The organism is Paenibacillus sp. JT22N12, from assembly GCF_056269365.1.
This window is the reverse complement of record NZ_JBWDNU010000001.1, coordinates 1219840-1240241: the sequence shown is the minus strand read 5'-3', so window position 1 is coordinate 1240241 and position 20402 is coordinate 1219840. Positions and strand designations below refer to the sequence as shown.

General features: G+C 51.5%; 22 protein-coding genes and 1 pseudogene. 21 read left to right on the top strand and 2 right to left on the bottom strand.

What is annotated here, in order from left to right:
* Nucleotides 1-21: 21 nt before the first annotated feature.
* The 4 genes from AC0YOA_RS05170 to AC0YOA_RS05155 are packed head-to-tail and all read left to right on the top strand — an operon-like array spanning nt 22 to nt 4245.
* Complete coding sequence (locus tag AC0YOA_RS05170; protein ID WP_475785702.1) at nt 22-1188, top strand: MSMEG_0565 family glycosyltransferase; 1167 nt, start codon at nt 22-24, stop codon at nt 1186-1188.
* Nucleotides 1163-2122 carry an AIR synthase related protein gene (locus tag AC0YOA_RS05165; RefSeq protein WP_475785701.1) on the top strand — a complete coding sequence of 320 codons (960 nt, stop codon included), beginning with the start codon at nt 1163-1165 and terminating at the stop codon, nt 2120-2122. The genes AC0YOA_RS05170 and AC0YOA_RS05165 overlap by 26 nt, the downstream gene beginning before the upstream one ends.
* Nucleotides 2119-3702 carry a nitrilase-related carbon-nitrogen hydrolase gene (locus AC0YOA_RS05160; protein ID WP_475785700.1) on the top strand — a complete coding sequence of 528 codons (1584 nt, stop codon included), beginning with the start codon at nt 2119-2121 and terminating at the stop codon, nt 3700-3702. The genes AC0YOA_RS05165 and AC0YOA_RS05160 overlap by 4 nt, the downstream gene beginning before the upstream one ends.
* Nucleotides 3703-3705: 3 nt before the next feature.
* Entirely contained in the window at nt 3706-4245 is a 540-nt protein-coding gene (locus AC0YOA_RS05155) for an NADPH-dependent FMN reductase (RefSeq protein WP_475785699.1), read from the top strand.
* Nucleotides 4246-4353: 108 nt separating this feature from the next.
* On the opposite strand, the gene AC0YOA_RS05150 is transcribed toward AC0YOA_RS05155, so the two are convergent.
* Entirely contained in the window at nt 4354-4602 is a 249-nt protein-coding gene (locus AC0YOA_RS05150) for a type B 50S ribosomal protein L31 (RefSeq protein ID WP_210039595.1), read from the bottom strand.
* Between the two features lie 305 nt (nt 4603-4907).
* On the opposite strand from AC0YOA_RS05150, the gene AC0YOA_RS05145 reads away from it, so the two are divergent.
* Both AC0YOA_RS05145 and AC0YOA_RS05140 read left to right on the top strand, forming a co-directional pair.
* Complete coding sequence (locus AC0YOA_RS05145) at nt 4908-5165, top strand: AbrB/MazE/SpoVT family DNA-binding domain-containing protein (protein WP_210039594.1); 258 nt, start codon at nt 4908-4910, stop codon at nt 5163-5165.
* A 161-nt stretch (nt 5166-5326) separates the two neighbouring features.
* Nucleotides 5327-6526, top strand: coding sequence for a GTP-binding protein (locus AC0YOA_RS05140; RefSeq protein WP_475785698.1), 1200 nt, complete (start codon nt 5327-5329; stop codon nt 6524-6526).
* Between the two features lie 142 nt (nt 6527-6668).
* Here the strand turns inward: AC0YOA_RS05140 and AC0YOA_RS05135 are convergent, their stop codons facing one another.
* The gene (locus tag AC0YOA_RS05135) at nt 6669-8933 is read right to left on the bottom strand and encodes a stalk domain-containing protein (RefSeq protein WP_475785697.1); all 2265 of its coding nucleotides are present in this window, start codon (nt 8931-8933) and stop codon (nt 6669-6671) included.
* Between the two features lie 315 nt (nt 8934-9248).
* On the opposite strand from AC0YOA_RS05135, the gene AC0YOA_RS05130 reads away from it, so the two are divergent.
* The 15 genes and pseudogenes from AC0YOA_RS05130 to AC0YOA_RS05060 all read left to right on the top strand — a co-directional run bounded on the left by AC0YOA_RS05130 (nt 9249) and on the right by AC0YOA_RS05060 (nt 20312).
* Nucleotides 9249-9731, top strand: a complete 483-nt coding sequence (locus tag AC0YOA_RS05130) for a TcaA NTF2-like domain-containing protein (protein ID WP_475785696.1) — start codon at nt 9249-9251, stop codon at nt 9729-9731.
* 104 nt (nt 9732-9835) lie between these two features.
* Nucleotides 9836-11812 carry a dihydroorotate dehydrogenase gene (locus tag AC0YOA_RS05125; protein WP_475785695.1) on the top strand — a complete coding sequence of 659 codons (1977 nt, stop codon included), beginning with the start codon at nt 9836-9838 and terminating at the stop codon, nt 11810-11812.
* Between the two features lie 98 nt (nt 11813-11910).
* Entirely contained in the window at nt 11911-12696 is a 786-nt protein-coding gene (locus tag AC0YOA_RS05120) for a GNAT family N-acetyltransferase (protein WP_475785694.1), read from the top strand.
* An 86-nt stretch (nt 12697-12782) separates the two neighbouring features.
* Nucleotides 12783-13235, top strand: a complete 453-nt coding sequence (locus AC0YOA_RS05115) for a VanZ family protein (protein WP_475785693.1) — start codon at nt 12783-12785, stop codon at nt 13233-13235.
* Nucleotides 13213-13941 (top strand): HAD family hydrolase, encoded by a 729-nt coding sequence (locus tag AC0YOA_RS05110; protein WP_475785692.1) that lies wholly within the window; start codon nt 13213-13215, stop codon nt 13939-13941. The genes AC0YOA_RS05115 and AC0YOA_RS05110 overlap by 23 nt, the downstream gene beginning before the upstream one ends.
* A complete protein-coding gene (locus tag AC0YOA_RS05105; protein ID WP_475785691.1) occupies nt 13938-14780 on the top strand; it encodes an HAD family hydrolase in 843 nt (280 codons plus the stop codon). Before AC0YOA_RS05110 ends, AC0YOA_RS05105 begins: the two co-directional genes overlap by 4 nt.
* A 67-nt stretch (nt 14781-14847) precedes the next feature.
* Entirely contained in the window at nt 14848-15630 is a 783-nt protein-coding gene (gene hisA / locus AC0YOA_RS05100; RefSeq protein WP_475785690.1) for a phosphoribosylformimino-5-aminoimidazole carboxamide ribotide isomerase, read from the top strand.
* A 12-nt stretch (nt 15631-15642) separates the two neighbouring features.
* A complete protein-coding gene (locus AC0YOA_RS05095; RefSeq protein ID WP_475785689.1) occupies nt 15643-16140 on the top strand; it encodes an NUDIX domain-containing protein in 498 nt (165 codons plus the stop codon).
* Between the two features lie 62 nt (nt 16141-16202).
* Nucleotides 16203-17006 carry a GNAT family N-acetyltransferase gene (locus AC0YOA_RS05090; RefSeq protein WP_475785688.1) on the top strand — a complete coding sequence of 268 codons (804 nt, stop codon included), beginning with the start codon at nt 16203-16205 and terminating at the stop codon, nt 17004-17006.
* 53 nt (nt 17007-17059) lie between these two features.
* Nucleotides 17060-17308, top strand: coding sequence for a DUF2164 domain-containing protein (locus AC0YOA_RS05085; protein WP_475785687.1), 249 nt, complete (start codon nt 17060-17062; stop codon nt 17306-17308).
* Nucleotides 17309-17333: 25 nt separating this feature from the next.
* Complete coding sequence (locus tag AC0YOA_RS05080; RefSeq protein ID WP_475785686.1) at nt 17334-18098, top strand: class I SAM-dependent methyltransferase; 765 nt, start codon at nt 17334-17336, stop codon at nt 18096-18098.
* Between the two features lie 42 nt (nt 18099-18140).
* Nucleotides 18141-18443, top strand: coding sequence for an antibiotic biosynthesis monooxygenase family protein (locus AC0YOA_RS05075; protein ID WP_475785685.1), 303 nt, complete (start codon nt 18141-18143; stop codon nt 18441-18443).
* 17 nt (nt 18444-18460) lie between these two features.
* Nucleotides 18461-19108 (top strand): annotated as a pseudogene (locus AC0YOA_RS05070) (HAD family hydrolase); the annotation flags it as partial.
* Between the two features lie 42 nt (nt 19109-19150).
* Nucleotides 19151-19648 (top strand): GNAT family N-acetyltransferase, encoded by a 498-nt coding sequence (locus tag AC0YOA_RS05065; protein ID WP_475785808.1) that lies wholly within the window; start codon nt 19151-19153, stop codon nt 19646-19648.
* 190 nt (nt 19649-19838) lie between these two features.
* Nucleotides 19839-20312, top strand: coding sequence for a GyrI-like domain-containing protein (locus AC0YOA_RS05060; protein ID WP_475785684.1), 474 nt, complete (start codon nt 19839-19841; stop codon nt 20310-20312).
* Nucleotides 20313-20402 lie beyond the last annotated feature (90 nt).

The following is a 20402-nucleotide window of genomic DNA, read 5'->3' as shown; positions in this document are numbered from 1 at the left end:
CTGAAGAAAAGGAGGCCACCGATGAAAATTGCTCTCTATACGTATAATACCAAACCTCGCGGCGGTGTCGTGCACACGCTGGCTCTGGCGGAAGCCATGAACCGGCGCGGGTGCCAGGTCAAGGTTTTCGCTCTGGGTCTTGGCGGCACAAGCGGATTTTATCGGCCGATAGAAGCGGAAGAGAGAATTATACCGTTCTCTGCAAGGGCCGGCGAGACGTTCGAGTCCCGGGTTATCCGGTACATCGAGACCTATACGGCAGGCCTGGAAGCAGAACCGCTTGAGCAGTTCGATATTCATCATGTGCAGGATTGCATCAGCGCAAACAGTCTCAGCCGGTTGAAGGAGAAGGGGAGAGTCCCCTTCTTCATCCGGACCGTTCATCACCTGGACGATTTTACGACACCCGCTCTGGTGGATTGCCAGCAGAAATCGGTTATCCGCCCTGAAGCCTTAATCACGGTCAGCGATTACTGGCGGAAACGTCTGAGCGACGATATCGGTCGCAACTCAACCGTCATCCACAACGGCGTGGACCATCGTTTCTTCAAACCTTACGACGATAAAAGGGAATTAAAGAAAAAATATGGCTTGGCTGACAAAACGGTATACTTTACGCTGGGCGGCATCGAACCCCGCAAAAACACGATTCGGACGCTGCGCGCCTTCGCCGAGGTAAAGCGCTCAATACCGGATGCGGTCCTGGTCATTGCTGGTGGAACAACGCTGTTCGATTACCGCTATTATCTGGATGACTTTCATCGGGAATTGAACGGCCTGGACGAAGCTGTCCGGGATGATATTCGAATAGCCGGTTCTCCGGATACGGACACGATTCAGGACTACTACCAATTGGCCGATTGCTTCGTGCAGCCGTCCATGAAGGAGGGATGGGGGCTTGCGATTATGGAAGCGATGGCTGCCGGAACGCCGGTGGTCGCCTCCACGATAGAGGTGTTCCGGGAGTTTCTCATCCATGAAGATCATGCGCTTCTTGCCGATCCGGAAGATGAAGGCTCCATTGCCGCCAGCATGACCCGCATCGTGAAGGATCGCGGATTAAGCCATAAATTGAGCCGGAATGGGAAGGAAGCCGCAAAGGCCTACAGCTGGGAGTCTGCGGCAGACCAACATCTGGCTTTATACGAGAGGATGGTGCAGAATGGGCGAGCTGGCGCTGCTGATTGAAGGACTGGTGAAATCATCCGGCATCAGCCGAAAAAAAGACATTAAGCCGCTCCTCCAGACGTTTCCCTGGGATCGGGCAAGCATGCTGGATCCCATTGGAGATGATGCGGCTGTGCTGTCTGTACCGGACGGCTATCTGCTGATGTCCTGCGACGGCATTATGCCAGAGCTGGTGCGGGCCGAACCGTACTGGGCCGGCTACTGCGCGGTGCTGGTCAGCGTCAGCGATATTTATGCGATGGGCGGAAGACCTACGGCCATGGTTAATCTGCTCAGCGCTCCCACAGATGAAGCAGCCGCCCTGATTGCCGAAGGGATGGCCGAAGGCTGCCGGAAGCTTGATGTTCCGATGGTTGGAGGCCATTTTCTCCCCGGTGAGGCGGAAGGGGTCGGAACCGCCATATTGGGCAAGGCGACGCATCTTCTGCGCGGGACGCAGGGGAAGCCTGGGCAATCGCTGATTGCGGCGATCGACCTGGATGGGCGGCCGGTGAAGCATTACGCCCAATGGGATTGCACCAGCTTCCGCGAGCCGGAATCCCTTCGTGCCAGGCTGGAGCTAATGCCCAGGATCGCGGAGATGGGAGCGGCCTCAGCCGCGAGGGATATCAGCAATGCAGGCGTGCTGGGTACCATCGCCATGCTCGCGGAGAATGCAGGCTGCGGAGCAACCGTCAGGCTTGACCACATTCCGAAGCCGGAATCGGTGGAATGGGAATGGTGGCTGCGCATGTTTCCCGGCTATGGCTTCATCCTCGCCGCGGATCCGCAGCAGTGTGGTGAGATCATCTCCATGTTCGCTGCCCAGGGCATTACGGCGAGTATCGTCGGGGAGCTTACAGCGGATTCCCGTATCCGCGTCTTCAAGGATGAAGAAGAAGCGGTGCTGATTGATTGGAGCAAGGAAGCATTGGTTGGGAGCGGTCGGGAGTGAATATAAATAATCATGAGCAGGAAATTATTGTCGCTGCCGTACAATTTAATCCCGAACATGGCAATGTAATGCTCAACCGGTCGCGTATGGCCAATTACCTGGGAACAGCTGCCGAGCAAGGCGCCCGGCTGGTTGTATTCCCGGAAATGGCGTCAAGCGGCTACGTGTGGGACAGCAGGGAGGAAATCAGGCCGTTCGTGGAAACGATACCCGGGCCGACGACAGACAGGCTGCACGCCGTGGCGAGCCAATACAATTGCTATGTTGCCGCCGGATTGGCGGAAATTGACCCGTCAAGCGGAGCTTATTATAACAGTGCCGTGTTGATTGGACCGGAAGGCATCATCGGCTCATACCGTAAAACGCATTTGTTTGCTGCCGATCCGAGATGGGCATGTGAGGGCAAGGAAGAAATTCCGGTGTTCGAGACTCCGATCGGGAAAATTGCGCTGCTGATTTGCATGGATGCGATGTATTTCGAACCAACGCGGATCGCGGCGCTGAAGGAAGCGGATATCATTGCGTTCCCGACGAACTGGGTAGGCGGCGGGAACAACCCGCCTAGCAGGACCTGGTGCCTGAGAGCCAAAGAAAATGGCTTGTACTGGGTGGCGGCTAACCGGTCCGACCGGGAGAGAGGGGCGCAATTTACCGGCGGCAGCGGTATTATCGGTCCGGACGGGGATGTTCAGGACATGCTGATCGCCGGTGAAGGAATTATTTTCGGATCAGTCATGTTAAAGGCAGAGAAACGCCTTCATATCTTGAATTCGAGACGGCCGCAAGCATATCAGGAGCTGCTTCTTCACCCCTACCTATGGAAAGAAGGGGAAACCCGAAAATTGCCGGCCCCGGCATCCTTTGAGATCATCCTTGTTCCTTGCAAGCCGGATAACAGCCCGCTCCCGGAACGGTTGACAACAGCGTTTAAGACGCTCGAACCGCCGCAAGAAGCGGCAGCAAACCGTGTTTATGTGCTTCCGGAGCTGGAAATCGGTAAGGGAATAGCGCTTGGGGAAGAAATTATACAACAGCTGCAGAAATTGGCGGCGGATGTATCTGGGTTTATCGTCGCAGCTTTGGCTGAGAAGGATACGCGAAGAGACCAGAGGATCGTTTATTTGATCGGTCCGGACGGTATCGTCGGTCAAGCCGGTTCTGTTCATGGAAACCGGCTTGATCCTCATCTATTCCGTACCTTCGAGCTGCCATTCGGCAGAGTTGGCATTCTGGCAGGAGAAGATGCCCGCTACCCGGAATCGTATCGCGTTCTCGCCAAGCAAGGCGCAGACATCATTGCGGTCAGCAGTAACGGATCCGAGGCTGGAGCAACCTGGATGCGCCGCATTTGGGCGTTCGAGAACGACGCGATCATTGCGGCAGCGGCTCCCTGGGGTTCGAAGGAAAGCTTATTGTTCCTGCACCGCCAGGTCCATCAGGAGGGAGACACTGGAGAGGAACACTTTGGCCAGACCTTTCATCCGGAAATGCTGGAGGCTGTGCGCAGCCGGCCCTTTATGAAACGTTTGAATACACATCTGTACGATCGTTTGGTGCAAGTCCGATGGAGAGGTAGATGAGAAATGAAGCTGCTCGGGATTTCCGGAACGTTAATAGGCGACAAGACATTATCCGTTGTTAAGAGCGTGGTTGATCAGGCGTCAATATTGGATCCTGAGCTTAAGACGGAATTGCTGGATTTAAAAACCTGTTCGATTGAATTTTGTGATGGGCGCAATTTCGCCGACTATAACGATGATACGCGCCGGGCGGTTGAAATTGTGCTCGCTGCCGATTGTTTTGTGATTGGAACTCCGATATTTCAGGCTTCTATGTCCGGCGCTCTCAAAAACTTATTCGATCTTCTTCCCATAACCGCTTTCCGCAACAAGATTATCGGGTTTATCGGTACAGGCGGAACGTATCAGCATTTTCTTGTGATCGAAAATCAGCTGAAGCCCATTGCCGGCTATTTCAGAGCATTTACAGCGCCAGATTACGTATATGCACATCGTGAGCATTTCAATGAACGGAACGAGATTGTCGATGCCGGCATACTGGAGCGGATTGAAGCGCTGGCGTCACAGATCGTTCGGATGTCCAGAGGGCTGCGGGCCGGTTAATGCGATTGAAAGCGCAGCGCGCAGTGCATTGGATTTCGCGATGCAGAGGGTATAACAAAAGCAGCGGTCTTCCGAATCTCTCGGCGGCCGCTGCTTTTTGCTTGCTGCTTATTGTTTGGCTTTGAAACGTTGATTAAAGCGATCAACCCGTCCGCCAACTTCCGTGTTGCGAAGCTTGCCGGTAAAGAAAGGATGTGAAGCAGAGCTGGTATCGATCCGCAGAACCGGATAAGAATTGCCGTCTTCCCATTCCATTTGTTCATTGGAGCTTTTGGTTGAACCGCTCAGAAATTTAAATCCGCTGCTCGTATCAAAGAAAATAACACGCTGGTACGAAGGGTGTATGCCTGGTTTCATTTGAATCATCCCATCTATTCGATATTTTTAGTAATTTTTACGGATTTTTCTTCTTCCTATAATAAAGATATGTATCCGGTATGTCAAACTAAGGCAAGGTTGACTGTGCATGAATTAATATTAGTATTCCAAATCGAGGATTATTTATTTGTCGAAAAAAAATGAATTTATCGTATATTGTCGAAAAAAATTGACACTGAATATCGTAAAGGTTACAATTAACTCAAAATGTAATAATTACGAAATTTGGATGATAAGAATGCGATAATTATTGCATCACACTTGTTGAAGGGTGAGTTGTTAACATGTTGAAAGCAACCGGAATTGTCCGGAAAGTGGATGAGCTGGGAAGAATTGTGCTGCCAATTGAATTGCGCCGTACGCTTGGGATCGAGGAAAAAGACGCGATGGAGATTTTTGTGGATGAAGGAAGAATCATTCTGAGAAAATATGAGCCAACCTGCATATTTACCGGAAATGGGGATAATTTGGTATTCTTTAGAGGCAAGATGGTCAGCAAGGATGTTTTGGGCGAGCTCATTGATGTCTTTAACAGGGCATAGCCATTATACAATAATAAGATAACCTTCATGGCTCTGAAGAGGTCCTCTCCTCTTTGGAGTTTTTTTGTGCCGGATCAGATTCGAGTTGACTTTGCGATGGAGGAAGAGTTATTCTGATTTTAAATAGTAAAAATTACGAATAAAGAAAGAGGTTGTGCCCGGTGAGTATTGAGGTCTTGGATAAAAAGATTCCGGTAACCGTATTAAGCGGTTATTTAGGTGCGGGGAAAACAACGATTTTGAATCATGTGCTGAATAATCGCGAAGGCATGAAGGTGGCTGTAATCGTCAACGATTTGAGCGAGGTTAATATTGACGCGGATTTGGTAAGGGATGGCGGAGGTCTTAGCCGTACGGATGAGAAGCTGATTGAAATGTCGAACGGCTGTATCTGCTGCACGCTCCGCGATGATTTGCTGCTGGAGGTGGAGCGGCTTGCCCGGGAGAATCGGTATGATTATATTCTGATTGAGTCGACAGGGGTCGGGGAGCCTCTCCCGGTAGCCCAAACCTTCACCTACATCGATGAGGATAATCATGTTGACCTGTCCAAGCTTACGCGGCTTGACTGCATGGTGACTGTGGTTGACGCCTTTCATTTCTGGAAGGATTACAATACGTCTGAGAGTCTGCTGGACCGCGGACAGGAAGCGGGAGAGGAGGACACGAGAGGTGTCGTGCACCTGCTTATTGATCAAGTCGAGTTCTGTGATGTGCTGGTGTTGAATAAATGCGATATGGTCTCCGGGGAAGAGCTGCAAAAGCTGGAAACTGCTCTGCGTGGACTGCAGCCGCGCGCCAAAATCATCCGCAGCAGCCATGGCAAGGTGGATTCGAAGGAAATTTTAAACACCCATCTGTTTGACTTTGAGGAAGCGAGCCAATCGGCCGGCTGGATACGTGAGCTGCAGAAAGAAGCGCATACACCGGAAACGGAGGAGTATGGCATTGCTTCATTCGTGTATACCCGCAAAAGACCCTTTCATCCCGAACGTCTAGCCAGATGGCTAAGTGCATGGCCTGCTTCCGTGGTCCGCTCCAAAGGATTGATGTGGCTGGCTACCCGCAACAACATGGCAGTTTCCTTCAGCCAGGCCGGTGTTTCCAAGCAGCTGTCGCCTGCCGGACTGTGGGTATCGGCCTTATCCGAGGAGGAACGTTTGGCCTACTTCGGCAGCGAATATCCCAAATCGCCCGATTGGGATGAGGAGTGGGGAGACCGCGTAACCAAGCTTGTCTTTATCGGAATCGAGATGAACCGCGGGGAAATCGCCCGTTCACTGGACAAAGCTTTGCTTGACGATGAAGAGATGGCTGCTAACTGGCGTACACTGAAGGATCCGCTGCCCCGCTTTCAATAGAATCCCCTGACATTCAAAAAAGCCCCGGAATCCACGTCAATAGTGGTTTCCGGGGCTTCTTTCGTCAAGCCGGGCTATTCGCAAACAATCCTTTATAAGGGGTTGTTTGGGAGAACATTTTACAGACTGCCCTTGGAGTCGTTTATAGCGTTACTGTGCCGGAAGGATCGGACAGGGCGTTGGAAGACGTATTTCCGTTGGCCGCAACCGAGAGGACATAGATTTTATACGAGCTGCCTCTGGTCAGGGGCGCGCCTGTAATATCCTTGTCATTGTCATTGGTCGTTGTTCCGGTGCCTCCGTTAACCTGTATAAAATACGCGGCATTGTTTGCTGCCTTCACATCAAACGGAACACCGGCCGGCACGATCATCACGGCATAATACGAAATCCCGGTTTGGTTATGCGGCTTGTCAAAATTGATGTCAATTCTGCCGCTGTCTGTTAACTTCGCCGATACATTGGTTGCGGCAGAGATGGAGTCTGTCAATACAACCTCTCCGGATGGAGCGGACAAGGCATTGTTTCCATTATAGCTGCCGCCGCCGACAGAGAGAATAAACACGCGGTAGCTGACGCCGTCTGAAATTTTTGTACCGTCCACATCCCGGGAGCCGGCTGCGAGATTCAAGCTGAGATTGCCGCCGGTTTTGTTAATGGCCGTATAGTTGGAGCTTGAAACATCATTCGCTTTGCCCAGTGTAAAGCTGCCTGCATTGGCTGCTTTGACGATCAGCACGCGGTAATGGGCGATGTTGGTTTCATCATAGGCTTTATTGAAAGTAACCAGCATGTCGCGTGCGTCATTATAATCGCTGGTGTCGCTTGCTTTAACATCGGTTGCTGCAAGCAAGCTTGAGCTATTCGTTAAAACAACGTTAGGGGACGGAGCCGATAAACGGTTGGCGCCAACCGAAACAACGAATACGCGGTAGCTGACGCCGTTCTTGATTTTGTCCCCGCTGGTATCTTTGGCACTGGATGCCAGAGCTTGCGAAATATTATTGCCGGTTTTATTCGCAACGGTATAGAAAGAGCTTGGAAGAGCATTGGCTGTCGTAAGAGTAAAGCTGTCCGCATAAGCGGCTTTTACCACGAAAATACGGTACTGGCTGACCCTGCTTTCATCGCTTGCTTTATTAAAGTTAACCCTCAGGTCGCGTGCGTCATTATAATCGCTGACATCGAATGCAACTACATTGCTTGCTGCAGCATTGCCTGTATTAGTGGACAACACGATTGGAGCAGAGCCCTCTGATAACGTATTATTGCCGGAATTGTTGTTGCTTGCTACCGACAGGACAAATACCTGATAGCTCATACCGCTTACTATGGCTGCTCCGTCCACATCGCGTGTACCGGAAGCAAGAGTCTGGGTAATGCTGCTGCCTGTCTTGTTGACCAACGTATAGTTGGAGCTTGCTGTGGCATTGGCTTTCGCCAGATTGAAAGTGCCGGCATTTGCCGTTTTGACAACAAACACGCGATAGGCGCTGATCTTCGATTCGTCGGATGCTTTTGTAAAGCTGAATTGCAGATCGCGTCCGTCACCATAATCATTAATGTCACTTGTTTTTACATTCGTTACGGCCGGCGCAACCGCGTTTACAGTTATCGTAACCTTCGAGGAAGGTTGAGACAGCGCGTTTTGGCCGTTTGCTTTGCCTACCGCCAATACAAAGGCTGCATAGGATTGATCAGCCCGGATCAATTCTCCATTTACATCCCGGGCTTGCGCAGACAACGAGATGGTTTGATCTCCGCTTTGGGTCAATGCGGTTGTATAATTTTTGGACGTAACGGCTTGTGCAGCCGCCAGGTGAAAGCTTGGTACGTTAGCTGCCTTTACGATCAGAATGCGATAATGATCGATCGTCGATTCGTTTGGCGATTTGATAAAGCTGACGACCAGATCACTGCCGTTTCCTTTATGTCCGACAACCTGTGCATACACATTCGGAACCGGATTTACTTCACCTGAAGTTTTGATGAATACGCTCTTGGACCCGGCGTTCCAATCCACTTCCGCGCCCATGGCCTCACTGACAAACCGGACCGGAATCATGGTTCTGCCATTGATCGATTGGGCGGCAACATCCAGCGTCACGGCTTCATTGTTGATGGTCGCCGTTTTGGAGCCCAGTTTCAGAACGATGGTCGTGTCATCCTTGGTTGCGGTGACTGTCTTTGCTCTCGAATTCCAGTCCACCGTTGAATCCAATACTTCGAAAATAGCCCTTAAAGGCAAAAGAATGCGGCTTCCGACTGTTATCGGCGCCTGATCCGTTACCAGCTTCGTACCATTAATATAAATGGTTGTTGTTGGAGCCGCGGCCTGTACTTGCGTCTGCAGTACCAATGAGAACAACAGCAAGCTTGCTGCCAATGTAACCAATAATTTTTTCAACTATACTCACCCTCCAGATTTATTTGTCTTTTTCTCTTCGAGTCTCAGACGTACAGGGGCCGATTAATGTTTCCGGGTTTCAAACTTTTTTTCGTACCGCGGCTTTTTTTTGGAAAAATCCGCATAGGCATAGGACGGACCTGTCAGGTTTTTGGCGGTTTATAAGGGAAAACGGAGGTGATATTTTACAATTCGCAATCGCTGACTTCGCTAATCTAAAATTAATATTTTAAGCTTAATTTAATGGCTTAATCCATCATTTAAGCTTTATAATAGTAATGAGCTAATTAAAAAGAAGACTGGAGAATCCCAAGGATGTACAGAATTGTAATCTTCTGTTTATTAACCTTATGCCTCCTTCTCATGTCAGCCTGCGACGACGGGAAGACCGGTGCCGGTTCTGTGAATGTCGATAGCGGGGGGCCGGGAAAGCCTGCCGGCTATTATGCGCATGAAGTGATGATTGCCTACGAGCAATCTATTATAGAAGCGATAAACAAGAATAAATTCTCTCTTGTAGAAGGTCTGCTTGATGAGGAAGGGCCGCTGTATCAGGACCAGAAGAAGCTTGTTGCGCACCTGAACGACAAGCAGGTCAAAGAAAAGCTGATCCGCTATGAAATTCGAAGCATTCAGGGAACGAATGGCGTATACAAGTTTTATGTGGTTGAGAATACGGAGCTGTATCATCCTGACAGGGCTCCGGAAGTGTTCGAATACGAATGGGTATATACAGTGAAGGAAAATGCCGCCAAGGGCGAAGCCAAGGTTTACAGCATTGAAAAGTGGACGCGCTGAACAAGGGAATATTGATACCCCTGCTTTGTCTGCGGTAGCCAGGGCACAGTCCATACATGAACTGCGAAGAAGCCCCCTTGCTGCTGGAAAAGGAGCTCAACCTTATGCCGGACTGGTCCTATCAATCCCTCTTTCGTCCCCTCTTGTTCAAGCTTCCGGCACGCGTCGCGCGTGCCGTCACGCTTCGTGCAATGGGAGGGCTGAGCGCAATACCCGGCGGATCACTTGTTATCCGTACGCTGGGACATATGGAAGTTTCACCGCTTCTCAGGCGGCGGCTGAATGCTATTGATTTTACATATCCCGTTGGGCTCAGCGGGGGAACTGACCCCCATGTAACCGCCCATGGCGCTTTGGCCCAGTTTGGACTGGGCTTCCTTGAGATTGGACCTGTTACTGTACAGCCAATTCTGCATAAGGAAGCGATCAGCAGAGATACCGCACGTGAAGCATTAGTCTATCCCGATAAACTGGAGAATGACGGACTGGAGGCAATAGCCGCCAGAATGAAGCGAAAACAGGGTCATATGCTGCCTGTTTTTTTTCGCATCTGTGCGATGCCTGGCTCCTCAAGAGACCAAGTGCTGACGGAATTCAGGCAGCTCATGGACAGACTGGGGCCTTATGCTGCGGGGTTTTACCTTGATTTCCTTGATGAGGGCCGGCTGCAGCAGGAGAATGGGGAAGCCGGGAGCTGCACGCTTGAGATCATGCGTTCCGCCCGGTCACTTGTGCCGGGCAAGCCTCTATTTATATATATTCCGCTCGCGCTTCCGGATGGGAAGCTGACCGCGCTGGTTCATCTGCTCGGTGAGCATGGGTTGTTGAGCGAGGGTATCGTCCTTGGTGACGGGCTGCGTACAGCCCAAGGCTATGAAATTGGAGCAAGCGCCAAGGCGCCAACCATAGACAAGCTGAATCTGTTGAAGCGTGAGCTCGCAGACAGTCTTACGCTTATAGCTGCCGGTGGCATTCACGAGCCGCAGGATGCGCTTGATTGTGTGGATGCCGGAGCGGATTTGGTGCAGCTTCACAGCGGTCTTGTCTATTCCGGGCCGGGCCTTCCCAAACGTATTAATGAAGCGCTGCTTCACCGCATTGTCACAGCGGAAGAAGCAGAGGCAGCTCCTTCCTTCTGGTCCGGTTGGGGCTGGATGTGTCTGCTCGGTCTGGGAATGATTATCAGCGGAATCATCGCCTGGATCATCGCGGCGACTACCGTTGTTCTTCCTTATGATACGGCTTTTCTATGCATCACTCCGGCGACGATGGAGTCGATAAACAACCGGCTGCTGCCGTTTATGTCGCATGACCGCGTGACCTTGGCCGGGACGATGATATCGATCGGCATCCTTTATGGCCAGCTGGGCTGGCATGGTCTCCGCAGCAGGCTTCACTGGGCGCGGACAGCGCTCCTGACCTCCGGAATTGTCGGCTTCAGCAGCTTCCTGCTGTTCCTGGGCTACGGTTTCTTCGATCCGCTTCACGCCGCTGCGGCTGTACTTCTGCTGCCCATGTTCCTGTTCTCCATGCGCGACCGGATCGAGTGGCCTTCACGCAAACCAACGAATGTCCGCAATGACCGGGTCTGGCGTATGGCCCAGCGGGGACAGCTGATGATGGTAGCGCTCGGGTTTGCACTGGCAATCGGCGGCATTACGATATCCGTAATCGGTGTAACCCATGTATTTGTTCCCGAAGATCTGGAGTTCCTGATGACAAGTTCCGCTTCGCTTAGCAGCGCGAACGGCAATCTGCTTCCCTTGATCGCTCATGACCGCGCCGGATTCGGAGGGGCGCTGCTGTCCGATGCCATCGCGCTGCTGGCTGCGGCATTGTGGGGGATCGGCCAAGGGCAGCGCTGGCTGTGGTGGACATTTCTTGCAGCGGGTCTGCCCGCCTTTATTGCCGGCTTCAGCGTGCATTTGCAAATTGGCTATACAGATCTGCTGCATCTCTCGCCGGCCATTGTGGCACTGCTGCTTTATGTCCTGGGCCTGATCTTGCTTTATCCCTATATGGTGAAATCTGCGTCTCCTTCTGCAGGAAGCCGCCGAATTGCAATTGAAGGAGCCGATTGATACTGGAGATTATCTCGTTGCAATAGCTTATCTATTGAATAAAATTGCATATGATTGTATATTTATTCGAAATACACCTGAATGGGAGGTTCGAATATATGTACAGAAAAATAGAAGAGCTTGCCCTCAACGGCTGGCCGGCGCTGCAGACCTTGGTGATGGACGGTTGGCTCCTGCGCACAGCGGATGGATATACAAAACGCTCCAACTCCGTCAGTCCGATCTATTCCGGTGACGGTGATTCGCTTGCAGCAGCCTGGAAGCGAATCCGGGATGTGGAGCATTTCTATACATCAGCCGGACTGGATGTGATCTTCAAAATCACGCCTTTTGTGCAGCCGGACATTCTTGATTCGCTGTTGGAGCAGGATGGCTATGAGAAGGTGGAACCCTCCAGTGTCAGGCTGCTTGATTTGGAAAAGCTCCCCGAGCCCGGCTCATTACCGGTACTGGCTGATATCCGGATTGAGGAAACAGTGACGGATCGCTGGCTGCAAACGCTGGCGCACGTAAGTTCGCTTTCCGCAGCAGCTGTGCAGACCACCCGAAGTCTGATTGAAAACAGCAAGCTCCAGCAGGGCTTTCTTACTTTGTCCGTTCATGGCCGGCCTGCCGCATGCGGACTCGCCGTTGCAGAGCGGGGATATATGGGGCTGTATGATATCGCGGTGCATCCGGATTACAGAAACAGGGGCTTGGGGATGGAGCTTGTTGCCCGGCTGCTTCAATGGGGCGGAGCACAGGGCGCCGCCGCCTGTTATTTGCAGGTTGTCCAGAGCAATGCGCCGGCGAACCGGTTATACGATAAATTTGGCTTTGAGGACATTTATACGTACTGGTACAGAGTCAAACGAGGAGCACCGGCAGACTCCGGCGGGGATTGATCTAAATATTGCGGAAATCGATATACGCGGGGGATTATTACGATAGATAATTAAGGTTTAAGCGTCCGATAGGAGTCGATTCATACATGAAACCGCTTGTTGCATTAATCACGCTGCTTTATACGATTCTGCTGATTTACTGGATGTTTATCGGTTTTGGCCGTTCCCAGCAGCTGTCGGACGGTTATCATTATAATCTCGTTCCATTGAAAACGATCAAAATGTATATGGAATACGCCGACAATTTTAATGTCCGGAATTGGCTTGTCAACGTGGTTGGCAATGTGGCGGTTTTTGTACCGTTTGGCATTACCCTGCCCTATATATTCCGATGCCGGCTGCTCCCATTGTTAATGGTCACTGTAATGGGACTTGTAATCCTGGAGTCTCTGCAGCTGACTCTGCGCCGCGGAACCTTCGATGTTGACGACGTCCTGCTTAATACGCTGGGCGTCATGGCAGGCTTTTTTATTTACAGAATTGGCGGCTTGAATGGACAGAGGAGGCGCAAAAGAAATGTACAAAGCGATTCTTTTTGATCTGGACAATACATTGCTGGACTATGATTTCAGCGAACGGGATGCGATGCAAAGAGCGGTAGAGCATCATCGTCTGCCGGAGATTGCGAATTTTGAATGGGATAGCTTCCGGAGCATATTTGCCCCCATTAACTGGACCTACTGGATCGAACGGGTGCAGCGCAATTTGACTATTGGGGATGTCCTGTATCATTCGTTCCGCGACACATTGGAGCAATTGGGACATGACTATCGCATATCCTCGACTCTTGCCAAGACGTATTGGGAGTTGTTCTGCGCCTCTTGCCATCCTATGGAGGGTGCGAATGAGCTGCTGGGCAAGCTTCACGGCCGCTACCGGATGGGGATTATCTCCAATGGAATCGGTGAAGCACAGCGGGGACGCTTGAAGACAGGCGCGCTGGATCACTATTTTGACCATCTGTTCATTTCCGATGAAGTCGGCTATTACAAGCCGCAGAGAGAAATTTTTGATACAGCGGTACGGACGCTTGGCGTGGATCACACAGAGGTTCTGTTCGTCGGCGATTCCCTGCAGGATGATTACTACGGCGCTGCCGGCGCGGGGATTGACTTCTGCTATTACAATCCACTGGCGAAGCGGCTCGATGAATCATTCAAGCCGGCTTATATGATTCACAGCTTGTCCGAGCTTACCCAGATGGATGTCCATAATCAATGGATAAAGCGGGTGCCGCTGACATGAGCGCTACGTTGTATGTGTCGGATCTCGACGGAACGCTGCTGAACGAGCATCAGAAAATAAGCGATGAGAGCCGGGATATTCTCAATCAGCTGATCAGTCAAGGGATGTGGATCACCTTTGCCACCGCAAGGTCGCAGGATTCGGCCGCCAGGCTGCTGCAGGGCACTCATTTCAAATTACCGATGATATTCTTCAATGGCGTGTTCATTTACGATCCGGCAGGCGGCAGGCTGATACAATCCAATCTGCTTGGAGCGGAGACTGCTGCGCAGATCATCGCCTCTTGCGAATCCGACGGGCTTCATCCGCTGGTTTATACGATGGACAGCGCGGGCAGCTCGCATGTTTATTACAAGGGTATATTTAATCCGAGCGAGGACCGGTATATTTCCGACCGTCTGAGCGCAGGAGATTCCAGATTCAGGCTTGTGGATCATTACCGGGACGCGCTGAAGGAGTCGATTGTCAATGTCATTGCAGTTGGCACGCTGGAGCAGCTGGACCCGGCCTATATGGCTTTTCATCAACATCCCGAATTAATATGCCATTATGGGCCGGATATCTACGCGCCAGGCTATCATTGGCTGGAAATCGCCAACAGCCGCGCGAACAAGCGTGAAGCCGTAGAATTCGTTAAACGCCGCTTGAAGGCGGAGCGCCTTGTGTGCTTTGGCGATAATTTGAATGATCTTCCCATGTTTGAAGCGGCGGATGAGAAATATGCAGTCGCCAACGCCCATGAGCTGGTTAAAGCGGCGGCAACGGGCATGATTTTATCCAATATGGAGCATGGAGTGGCGGTCTATTTGAATTCTCTCCAGCAAACGATCCGTCCATAGCTTCGATCAGCTTACCGATATCTGCTACAATGGTAGGATAGAATGCCAGAAGGAAGAGGGATTTTTCATGAAATTCAGGCCTTGCATTGATTTGCACAGCGGTAAAGTAAAGCAGATTGTGGGCGAAACTCTGGGAACAGACCAGCAGCAGGTCGTTGAAAATTTCGTCTCGGATCATGACTCGGCTTATTATGCCCAGATGTTCAGACGTGACGGACTTACGGGCGGTCATGTCATTATGCTGGGCGGCGGGAATGAACAAGCCGCGCTTGAAGCGCTTCGTGCTTACCCCGGCGGGCTGCAGATCGGCGGCGGCATTACAACGGATAATGCGCTGCGGTATCTGGAAGCCGGAGCCTCGCAGGTTATCGTCACCTCCTACATATTTCCAGAGGGCAAGCTGGACAAGAACCGTCTGGACAGTCTTGTCGCTGAGGTTGGCAAGGACAGGCTGGTCATCGATCTTAGCTGCAAGCAGCAGGGAGATAAGTGGTTCGTCGTTACCAACCAATGGAGAACGTTCAGTGATTTTGAAGTCAATGAGACCAATCTTAACGAGCTTGCCGGCTGCTGCAGTGAATTTCTCGTTCATGCCGTCGATGTGGAGGGCAAACGAACCGGGATCCTGGAGAGTCTGGTGGAACAGCTGGCGAAATGGGTAACCCTGCCCACAACCTATGCCGGCGGGGCGAGATCGTTCGAGGATCTGGCGCTCTTTCACCGCCTGACGGCGGGGCGTCTGGATATCACTATCGGCAGCGCGCTCGACATTTTTGGCGGCAATCTTCCGTATTCCGAAGTGATCGCCTACTGCGAGCGGCTGGATAGCGGTTCGATTGAAATCAATTAACAGGGGGAAGTCATGACTTATCATATTCGGGTTCGTCCAACTGCCCTTATTATTGAAAATGATGCCATCCTGCTGGTGGAATATGAGGATGAGGACGGCATTCATTATAATTTGCCCGGAGGCGGCGCGGAGCCGGGAGAGACGGTTATCGACGGGGTGCTCCGCGAGCTGATGGAAGAGACGAAGGCGGAAGCGGACGTGGGTCCGCTTGCATTTGTATATGAGTGCGCGCCCCACAAGCAATCCGGCGAATACCCGCCTGATACGCCGCATGCGCTGAATTTAATTTTTGAGTGTACGCTGAAGCCGGGCTCCGTTCCGGGGCTGCCGGAGAATCCGGACCCCGATCAATCCGCAGTGCGCTGGGTTCCTCTCTCGGAGCTGGCTTCCATTATGCTTTTCCCGAATATTAAAGAGCAAATCATTCACTATGCGGCTCAACGGCGATCCATCGAATTGATCGAAGATCATCAGCTTGAATGTTATGAGCATAAAATACAGAAAGCGTAGTGATGTAAAGGCGGGCCCGTCTTTTTCACTATATTTCCAGACCTCCAGAGGAGGATACTAATTTGCCGATCTTGACAAGAGAGCTTGCAGATCAAATCGAAGGCTCTGAAATCCGCTATATGATCGACCGGATGACCGCGATCCGGCAGCGTGATGGCAACCCGGAGGGGATCCGGATCCGCCGGTTTGGCCGGGCAGCCGCATTCTGCAGCCGGACGATGCCATGGCCGGCATTCAACAGCGTCAAAGGATTGGGGGAGGAAGAACTGCCGTTGCTTCCCGAAATCCTGGATTTCTATGAAGAGCAGGGCCGGACGCCGCAGATCGAGATTGTTCCAGCCAAGACCACGACTGCGTTGTTGCGCCGGCTTGGCGAGCTCGGCTTTGCCGCGAGCGGATTTCATGCTTCCTTTTATATGAAGCCGCAGCTCCCGGATTTCACCGAGGACCCAAATATCCGGATAAGAGCCCTAACCAGCGATGAATTTGATATTTATGCCCGCATCCATTGTCTGGGGTTTGGACTCGGGGAGAATGGCATTCCGGCCATCGCGGCAAACAATCTAGTGCTGGATCAGCGGCCAGGCTGGCGTTTCTTTCTTGGATTTGTGGACGAGCAGCCTGCTGCTGCCGGTGTTATGCATATGGAGGATGACGTTGCCTCGTTCACCTTCGCGGCTACCTTGCCTGAATACCGGTCCCGCGGGCTGCAGCTGGCCTTGTTGAAGCAGCGCCTCAGGGAAGCCGCGCGCAGCAGCTGCCGTTTGGCTGTTGGTCAGGCGGCGTATCTTTCTCCCAGCCACCGGAACATGGAGCGCCTGGGCATGAAGCTTGCTTATACAAGGGTCGCTATGACCCGGTTGTAGACGAATGGATGTGGAATAACAGGCAGGTAACAGCTGCAAGAAAGGAGATCGGGATGATGATTCCAATTAAGCTGCCGCGCGAAGAGAAAGAGCAGATCATCGAGCAACTGGTGAATTTCTATGCGGAAGAGAGGTCAGAAGAGCTGGGAAGCATCGGAGCGGAGCAGATTATCGATTTTATGCTGCGCGAGATTGCTCCCTATGTGTATAATCGAGCTATAGAGGATGCACGAAAAGTCGTTATGGAGAAAAGCTCTTCCATTGAAGAGGAATTGTATGCCCTGGAGCGAAGAACCAGGTAACTGAGTGAGAGAGGGTTGATGAGGAATGGACAGTAAAACACGTTTTTCCAATCGGGTGGAAGCTTATGTGAAATATCGGCCTAGTTACCCAAGCGAGGCGCTGGATTTTCTGTATACGAAAGCAGGCATCCCGCAGGATGGGAAAATAGCGGATATTGGTTCAGGAACCGGGATCTTCTCGCGTCTTCTGCTGGAGAGAGGCAGCACGGTTTATGGAATAGAACCAAATGACGAGATGAGACAAGCATCCCTGGAGCTTTTGGCGGACAGTCCGCTTGGTGAACGATTTATTGCCGTCAAAGGCTCGGCGGAGCATACCACCCTGCCGGATCAATCCGTCGAATCCGCTGTGTCCGCCCAAGCCTTCCATTGGTTCGACATCGGTCAGGCAAAGTTGGAATTTGCGCGGATTATGAAGCCCGGCGGGATCGCGGCGCTGATCTGGAACAGGCGCCGGACGGACAGCGATGACTTTGCCGCCGCTTACGATGAGCTGCTGATGCGTTATGCCAGCGATTATGACAAAGTCAAGCATACCCGGTTGGGACCTGAGCAATATGCCTCCTTTTTCCGGGACGGCCAATATAATCTTGAGCTTTTTGCGTATCAACAGCTTTTCAATATGGAAGAACTGGAGGGGCGGACGGCTTCTTCATCATACACGCCTTTGCCGGGTCATCCCGACCATGCATCCTTCAAAGCGCAGCTTCAGCAGCTATTTAATGATTATCAGAAGGATGGCAAGGTTGCTTTTAAATACAAGACAGAGGTTTTTTACGGAGCCGTTTAACACGAAGAGCGATCCGCGCCACAGAAAGAGAGGGTTGCCGGCATGATACTGGAAACAGCCGTTTTGCATGTGAAACCAGAACTGAATAATACTTTCCTCTCAAGCTTCAAGCAGGCTTCGGCGATAATTGCCTCCATGTCCGGCTATATCAACCATGAGCTGCAGCAGTGTGTTGACGGGAACCGGGAGAATCAATATCTGCTGCTGGTTTGGTGGGAAACGCTGGAGGATCATGTGACAGGCTTTCGCACTTCTTCCCAATATCTGGAATGGAAGCAGCTGCTGCATCATTATTATGAGCCGTTTCCAGTGGTCGAGCATTACGAGAAACTTGATCTTCTATAAAGGGGCTGCGGCTTGCTGTGAAATTCCGGACCTGCGAAAACTGGCTGTTTGATCTCGACGGCACCCTAACGGATCCCAAGGAAGGGATTACCAAGTCCGTCCAATATGCATTATCGAGATTCGGTATTCCCGCTGATGATCTAGATGCGCTGATTCCCTTCATCGGTCCGCCGCTTGCGGTAACGTTTCGGGAGGAATACAGGTTTTCTGCGGATGATACGAACCGGGCTATTGCCTATTACCGGGAATATTTTACCCGTCAGGGCATGTTTGAGAATAAGCTGTTCCCTGGCATCCCCGAGCTTTTGTCAACTTTATCCAATCAGGGGAAGAGACTGTTTGTCGCTACCTCGAAACCAATTGTTTTCGCCCGGCAGATTCTGGAGCACTTTGGTCTGCACTTATACTTCGAACAAATCTGCGGCAGTGAGCTGGATGGAACACGCTCTGACAAAACCGAGCTGATCGCTTCTATCATCCAGCAGTATGGCATTGATCCGTCCCGGACGGTCATGATCGGGGACCGCAAGCATGATATGATCGGCGCCGTTAATAACGACGTTGCTGGAATAGGAGTCGGTTACGGGTATGGCACTGAGACGGAGCTGATGAATGCAGGCGCTTCGTATTTTGCACCAACGGTGAATGCGGTAATAGCCTTATGCGATCCGATATCCCTTCTGATTCTCCGGCCCGATGAAATTGAGATGATTCATCAGGTTGACCGTTCTGAATGGATTGAACGGATTTACAGGATGGAACAAGGGGTCTTGATTCATCAGCCAGCCGCTCATGAATGTCCCGGGTGGGATGAGGAGCAGCTGAAGGACTTGCAGAACAGGATGCTGAGCGAAATGCGGCATGGTGGAACGGCATGGGGCGCCTTTGACGGAGAGCAGCTTGTCGGCTTCGCCGTACTCGGGCATAAACGAAGGGGCGAGCGGCGGGATCAACTGCAAGTGGATCTGATGTATGTCAGCCGCAGTCACCGGCGGAGGGGAATCGCCTCACGATTCATGCGGCTGATGGAAGAGAAGGCACGAGCGCAGGGTGCCCGCTATCTGTATATCTCCTCTACCGAGACGGAATCCGCCGTGTCCTTCTACCAAAGTCTCGGAAGCTCGCTCACAGAACATATCGATGACGAATTGTTCATGCTGGAGCCTGAAGATATTCATATGTTGAAAAGTTTGTACGGCGAATAGACGCATATAAACAAACTGAACCTCCGATCCGACAGGGATCAGGAGGTTTTTCTTTCCATAAGTATGGTGGTAAAATAATATATATCCCATTGGAGCATGAACATGTTACACTGAAAAAGATATATTTTCATTGAAGGCGCCTGTCAGCGAGCGTAGTCTCTTCACCAATTTATGCGGGAGGTTATTCGCGATGGATAATTGTACAGTGGTTACAAAACCAGCGTTAAATCTGGTTGGAATCAGTTACTGCGGACCGTATTCGACATTTCCGGATGAAGCCATTCTTTTGCAGAGCGAGTTTCTCTCGAGAAAGCACGAATTAAACGGAGAGGTTAGATCCACCGCGCTGTACAGTCCTTATTTCGGCAACGAAGTGTTCGCCACTTATTGGGCGAGTTTCGAAACCGCGCATATGGAAACGGTCCCGGATGGAATGGTGCAGTTTATTATTCCGGAGCATACGTACGCCATGGTGACATGCACGAACAAGCGCATTGGCGAAGGCTACGAACAGTTATCCGCCTGGATGAATGAGCAGCAGCTGAAGAAGCGGGACAATGCCGTATCCATCGAAATATTTTATATTGATGAGCATCTGGAAGAAGAAGCGGTCGACCTGCTCATTCCCATAGAAGATCAGGGTGGACTGGGAGTTTTTGAATAAACGTGAGAGGTTTCGTATAGCTCAAACTTAAGTGGGTGCTGTGATTTTAGGGAATGAATATGTCCCGGATCGCACTGGCCCATTTTTATT

What these genes read in the sequence shown, in the direction of transcription:
- AC0YOA_RS05170 (WP_475785702.1), top strand. Translation starts at nt 22, where the DNA reads ATGAAAATTGCTCTCTATACGTATAATACCAAACCTCGCGGCGGTGTC.
- AC0YOA_RS05165 (WP_475785701.1), top strand. Translation starts at nt 1,163, where the DNA reads ATGGGCGAGCTGGCGCTGCTGATTGAAGGACTGGTGAAATCATCCGGC.
- AC0YOA_RS05155 (WP_475785699.1), top strand. Translation starts at nt 3,706, where the DNA reads ATGAAGCTGCTCGGGATTTCCGGAACGTTAATAGGCGACAAGACATTA.
- AC0YOA_RS05150 (WP_210039595.1), bottom strand. Translation starts at nt 4,602, where the DNA reads ATGAAACCAGGCATACACCCTTCGTACCAGCGTGTTATTTTCTTTGAT.
- AC0YOA_RS05145 (WP_210039594.1), top strand. Translation starts at nt 4,908, where the DNA reads ATGTTGAAAGCAACCGGAATTGTCCGGAAAGTGGATGAGCTGGGAAGA.
- AC0YOA_RS05130 (WP_475785696.1), top strand. Translation starts at nt 9,249, where the DNA reads ATGTACAGAATTGTAATCTTCTGTTTATTAACCTTATGCCTCCTTCTC.
- AC0YOA_RS05125 (WP_475785695.1), top strand. Translation starts at nt 9,836, where the DNA reads ATGCCGGACTGGTCCTATCAATCCCTCTTTCGTCCCCTCTTGTTCAAG.
- AC0YOA_RS05120 (WP_475785694.1), top strand. Translation starts at nt 11,911, where the DNA reads ATGTACAGAAAAATAGAAGAGCTTGCCCTCAACGGCTGGCCGGCGCTG.
- AC0YOA_RS05115 (WP_475785693.1), top strand. Translation starts at nt 12,783, where the DNA reads ATGAAACCGCTTGTTGCATTAATCACGCTGCTTTATACGATTCTGCTG.
- AC0YOA_RS05110 (WP_475785692.1), top strand. Translation starts at nt 13,213, where the DNA reads ATGTACAAAGCGATTCTTTTTGATCTGGACAATACATTGCTGGACTAT.
- AC0YOA_RS05105 (WP_475785691.1), top strand. Translation starts at nt 13,938, where the DNA reads ATGAGCGCTACGTTGTATGTGTCGGATCTCGACGGAACGCTGCTGAAC.
- hisA (WP_475785690.1), top strand. Translation starts at nt 14,848, where the DNA reads ATGAAATTCAGGCCTTGCATTGATTTGCACAGCGGTAAAGTAAAGCAG.
- AC0YOA_RS05095 (WP_475785689.1), top strand. Translation starts at nt 15,643, where the DNA reads ATGACTTATCATATTCGGGTTCGTCCAACTGCCCTTATTATTGAAAAT.
- AC0YOA_RS05085 (WP_475785687.1), top strand. Translation starts at nt 17,060, where the DNA reads ATGATGATTCCAATTAAGCTGCCGCGCGAAGAGAAAGAGCAGATCATC.
- AC0YOA_RS05080 (WP_475785686.1), top strand. Translation starts at nt 17,334, where the DNA reads ATGGACAGTAAAACACGTTTTTCCAATCGGGTGGAAGCTTATGTGAAA.
- AC0YOA_RS05075 (WP_475785685.1), top strand. Translation starts at nt 18,141, where the DNA reads ATGATACTGGAAACAGCCGTTTTGCATGTGAAACCAGAACTGAATAAT.
- AC0YOA_RS05065 (WP_475785808.1), top strand. Translation starts at nt 19,151, where the DNA reads ATGATTCATCAGGTTGACCGTTCTGAATGGATTGAACGGATTTACAGG.
- AC0YOA_RS05060 (WP_475785684.1), top strand. Translation starts at nt 19,839, where the DNA reads ATGGATAATTGTACAGTGGTTACAAAACCAGCGTTAAATCTGGTTGGA.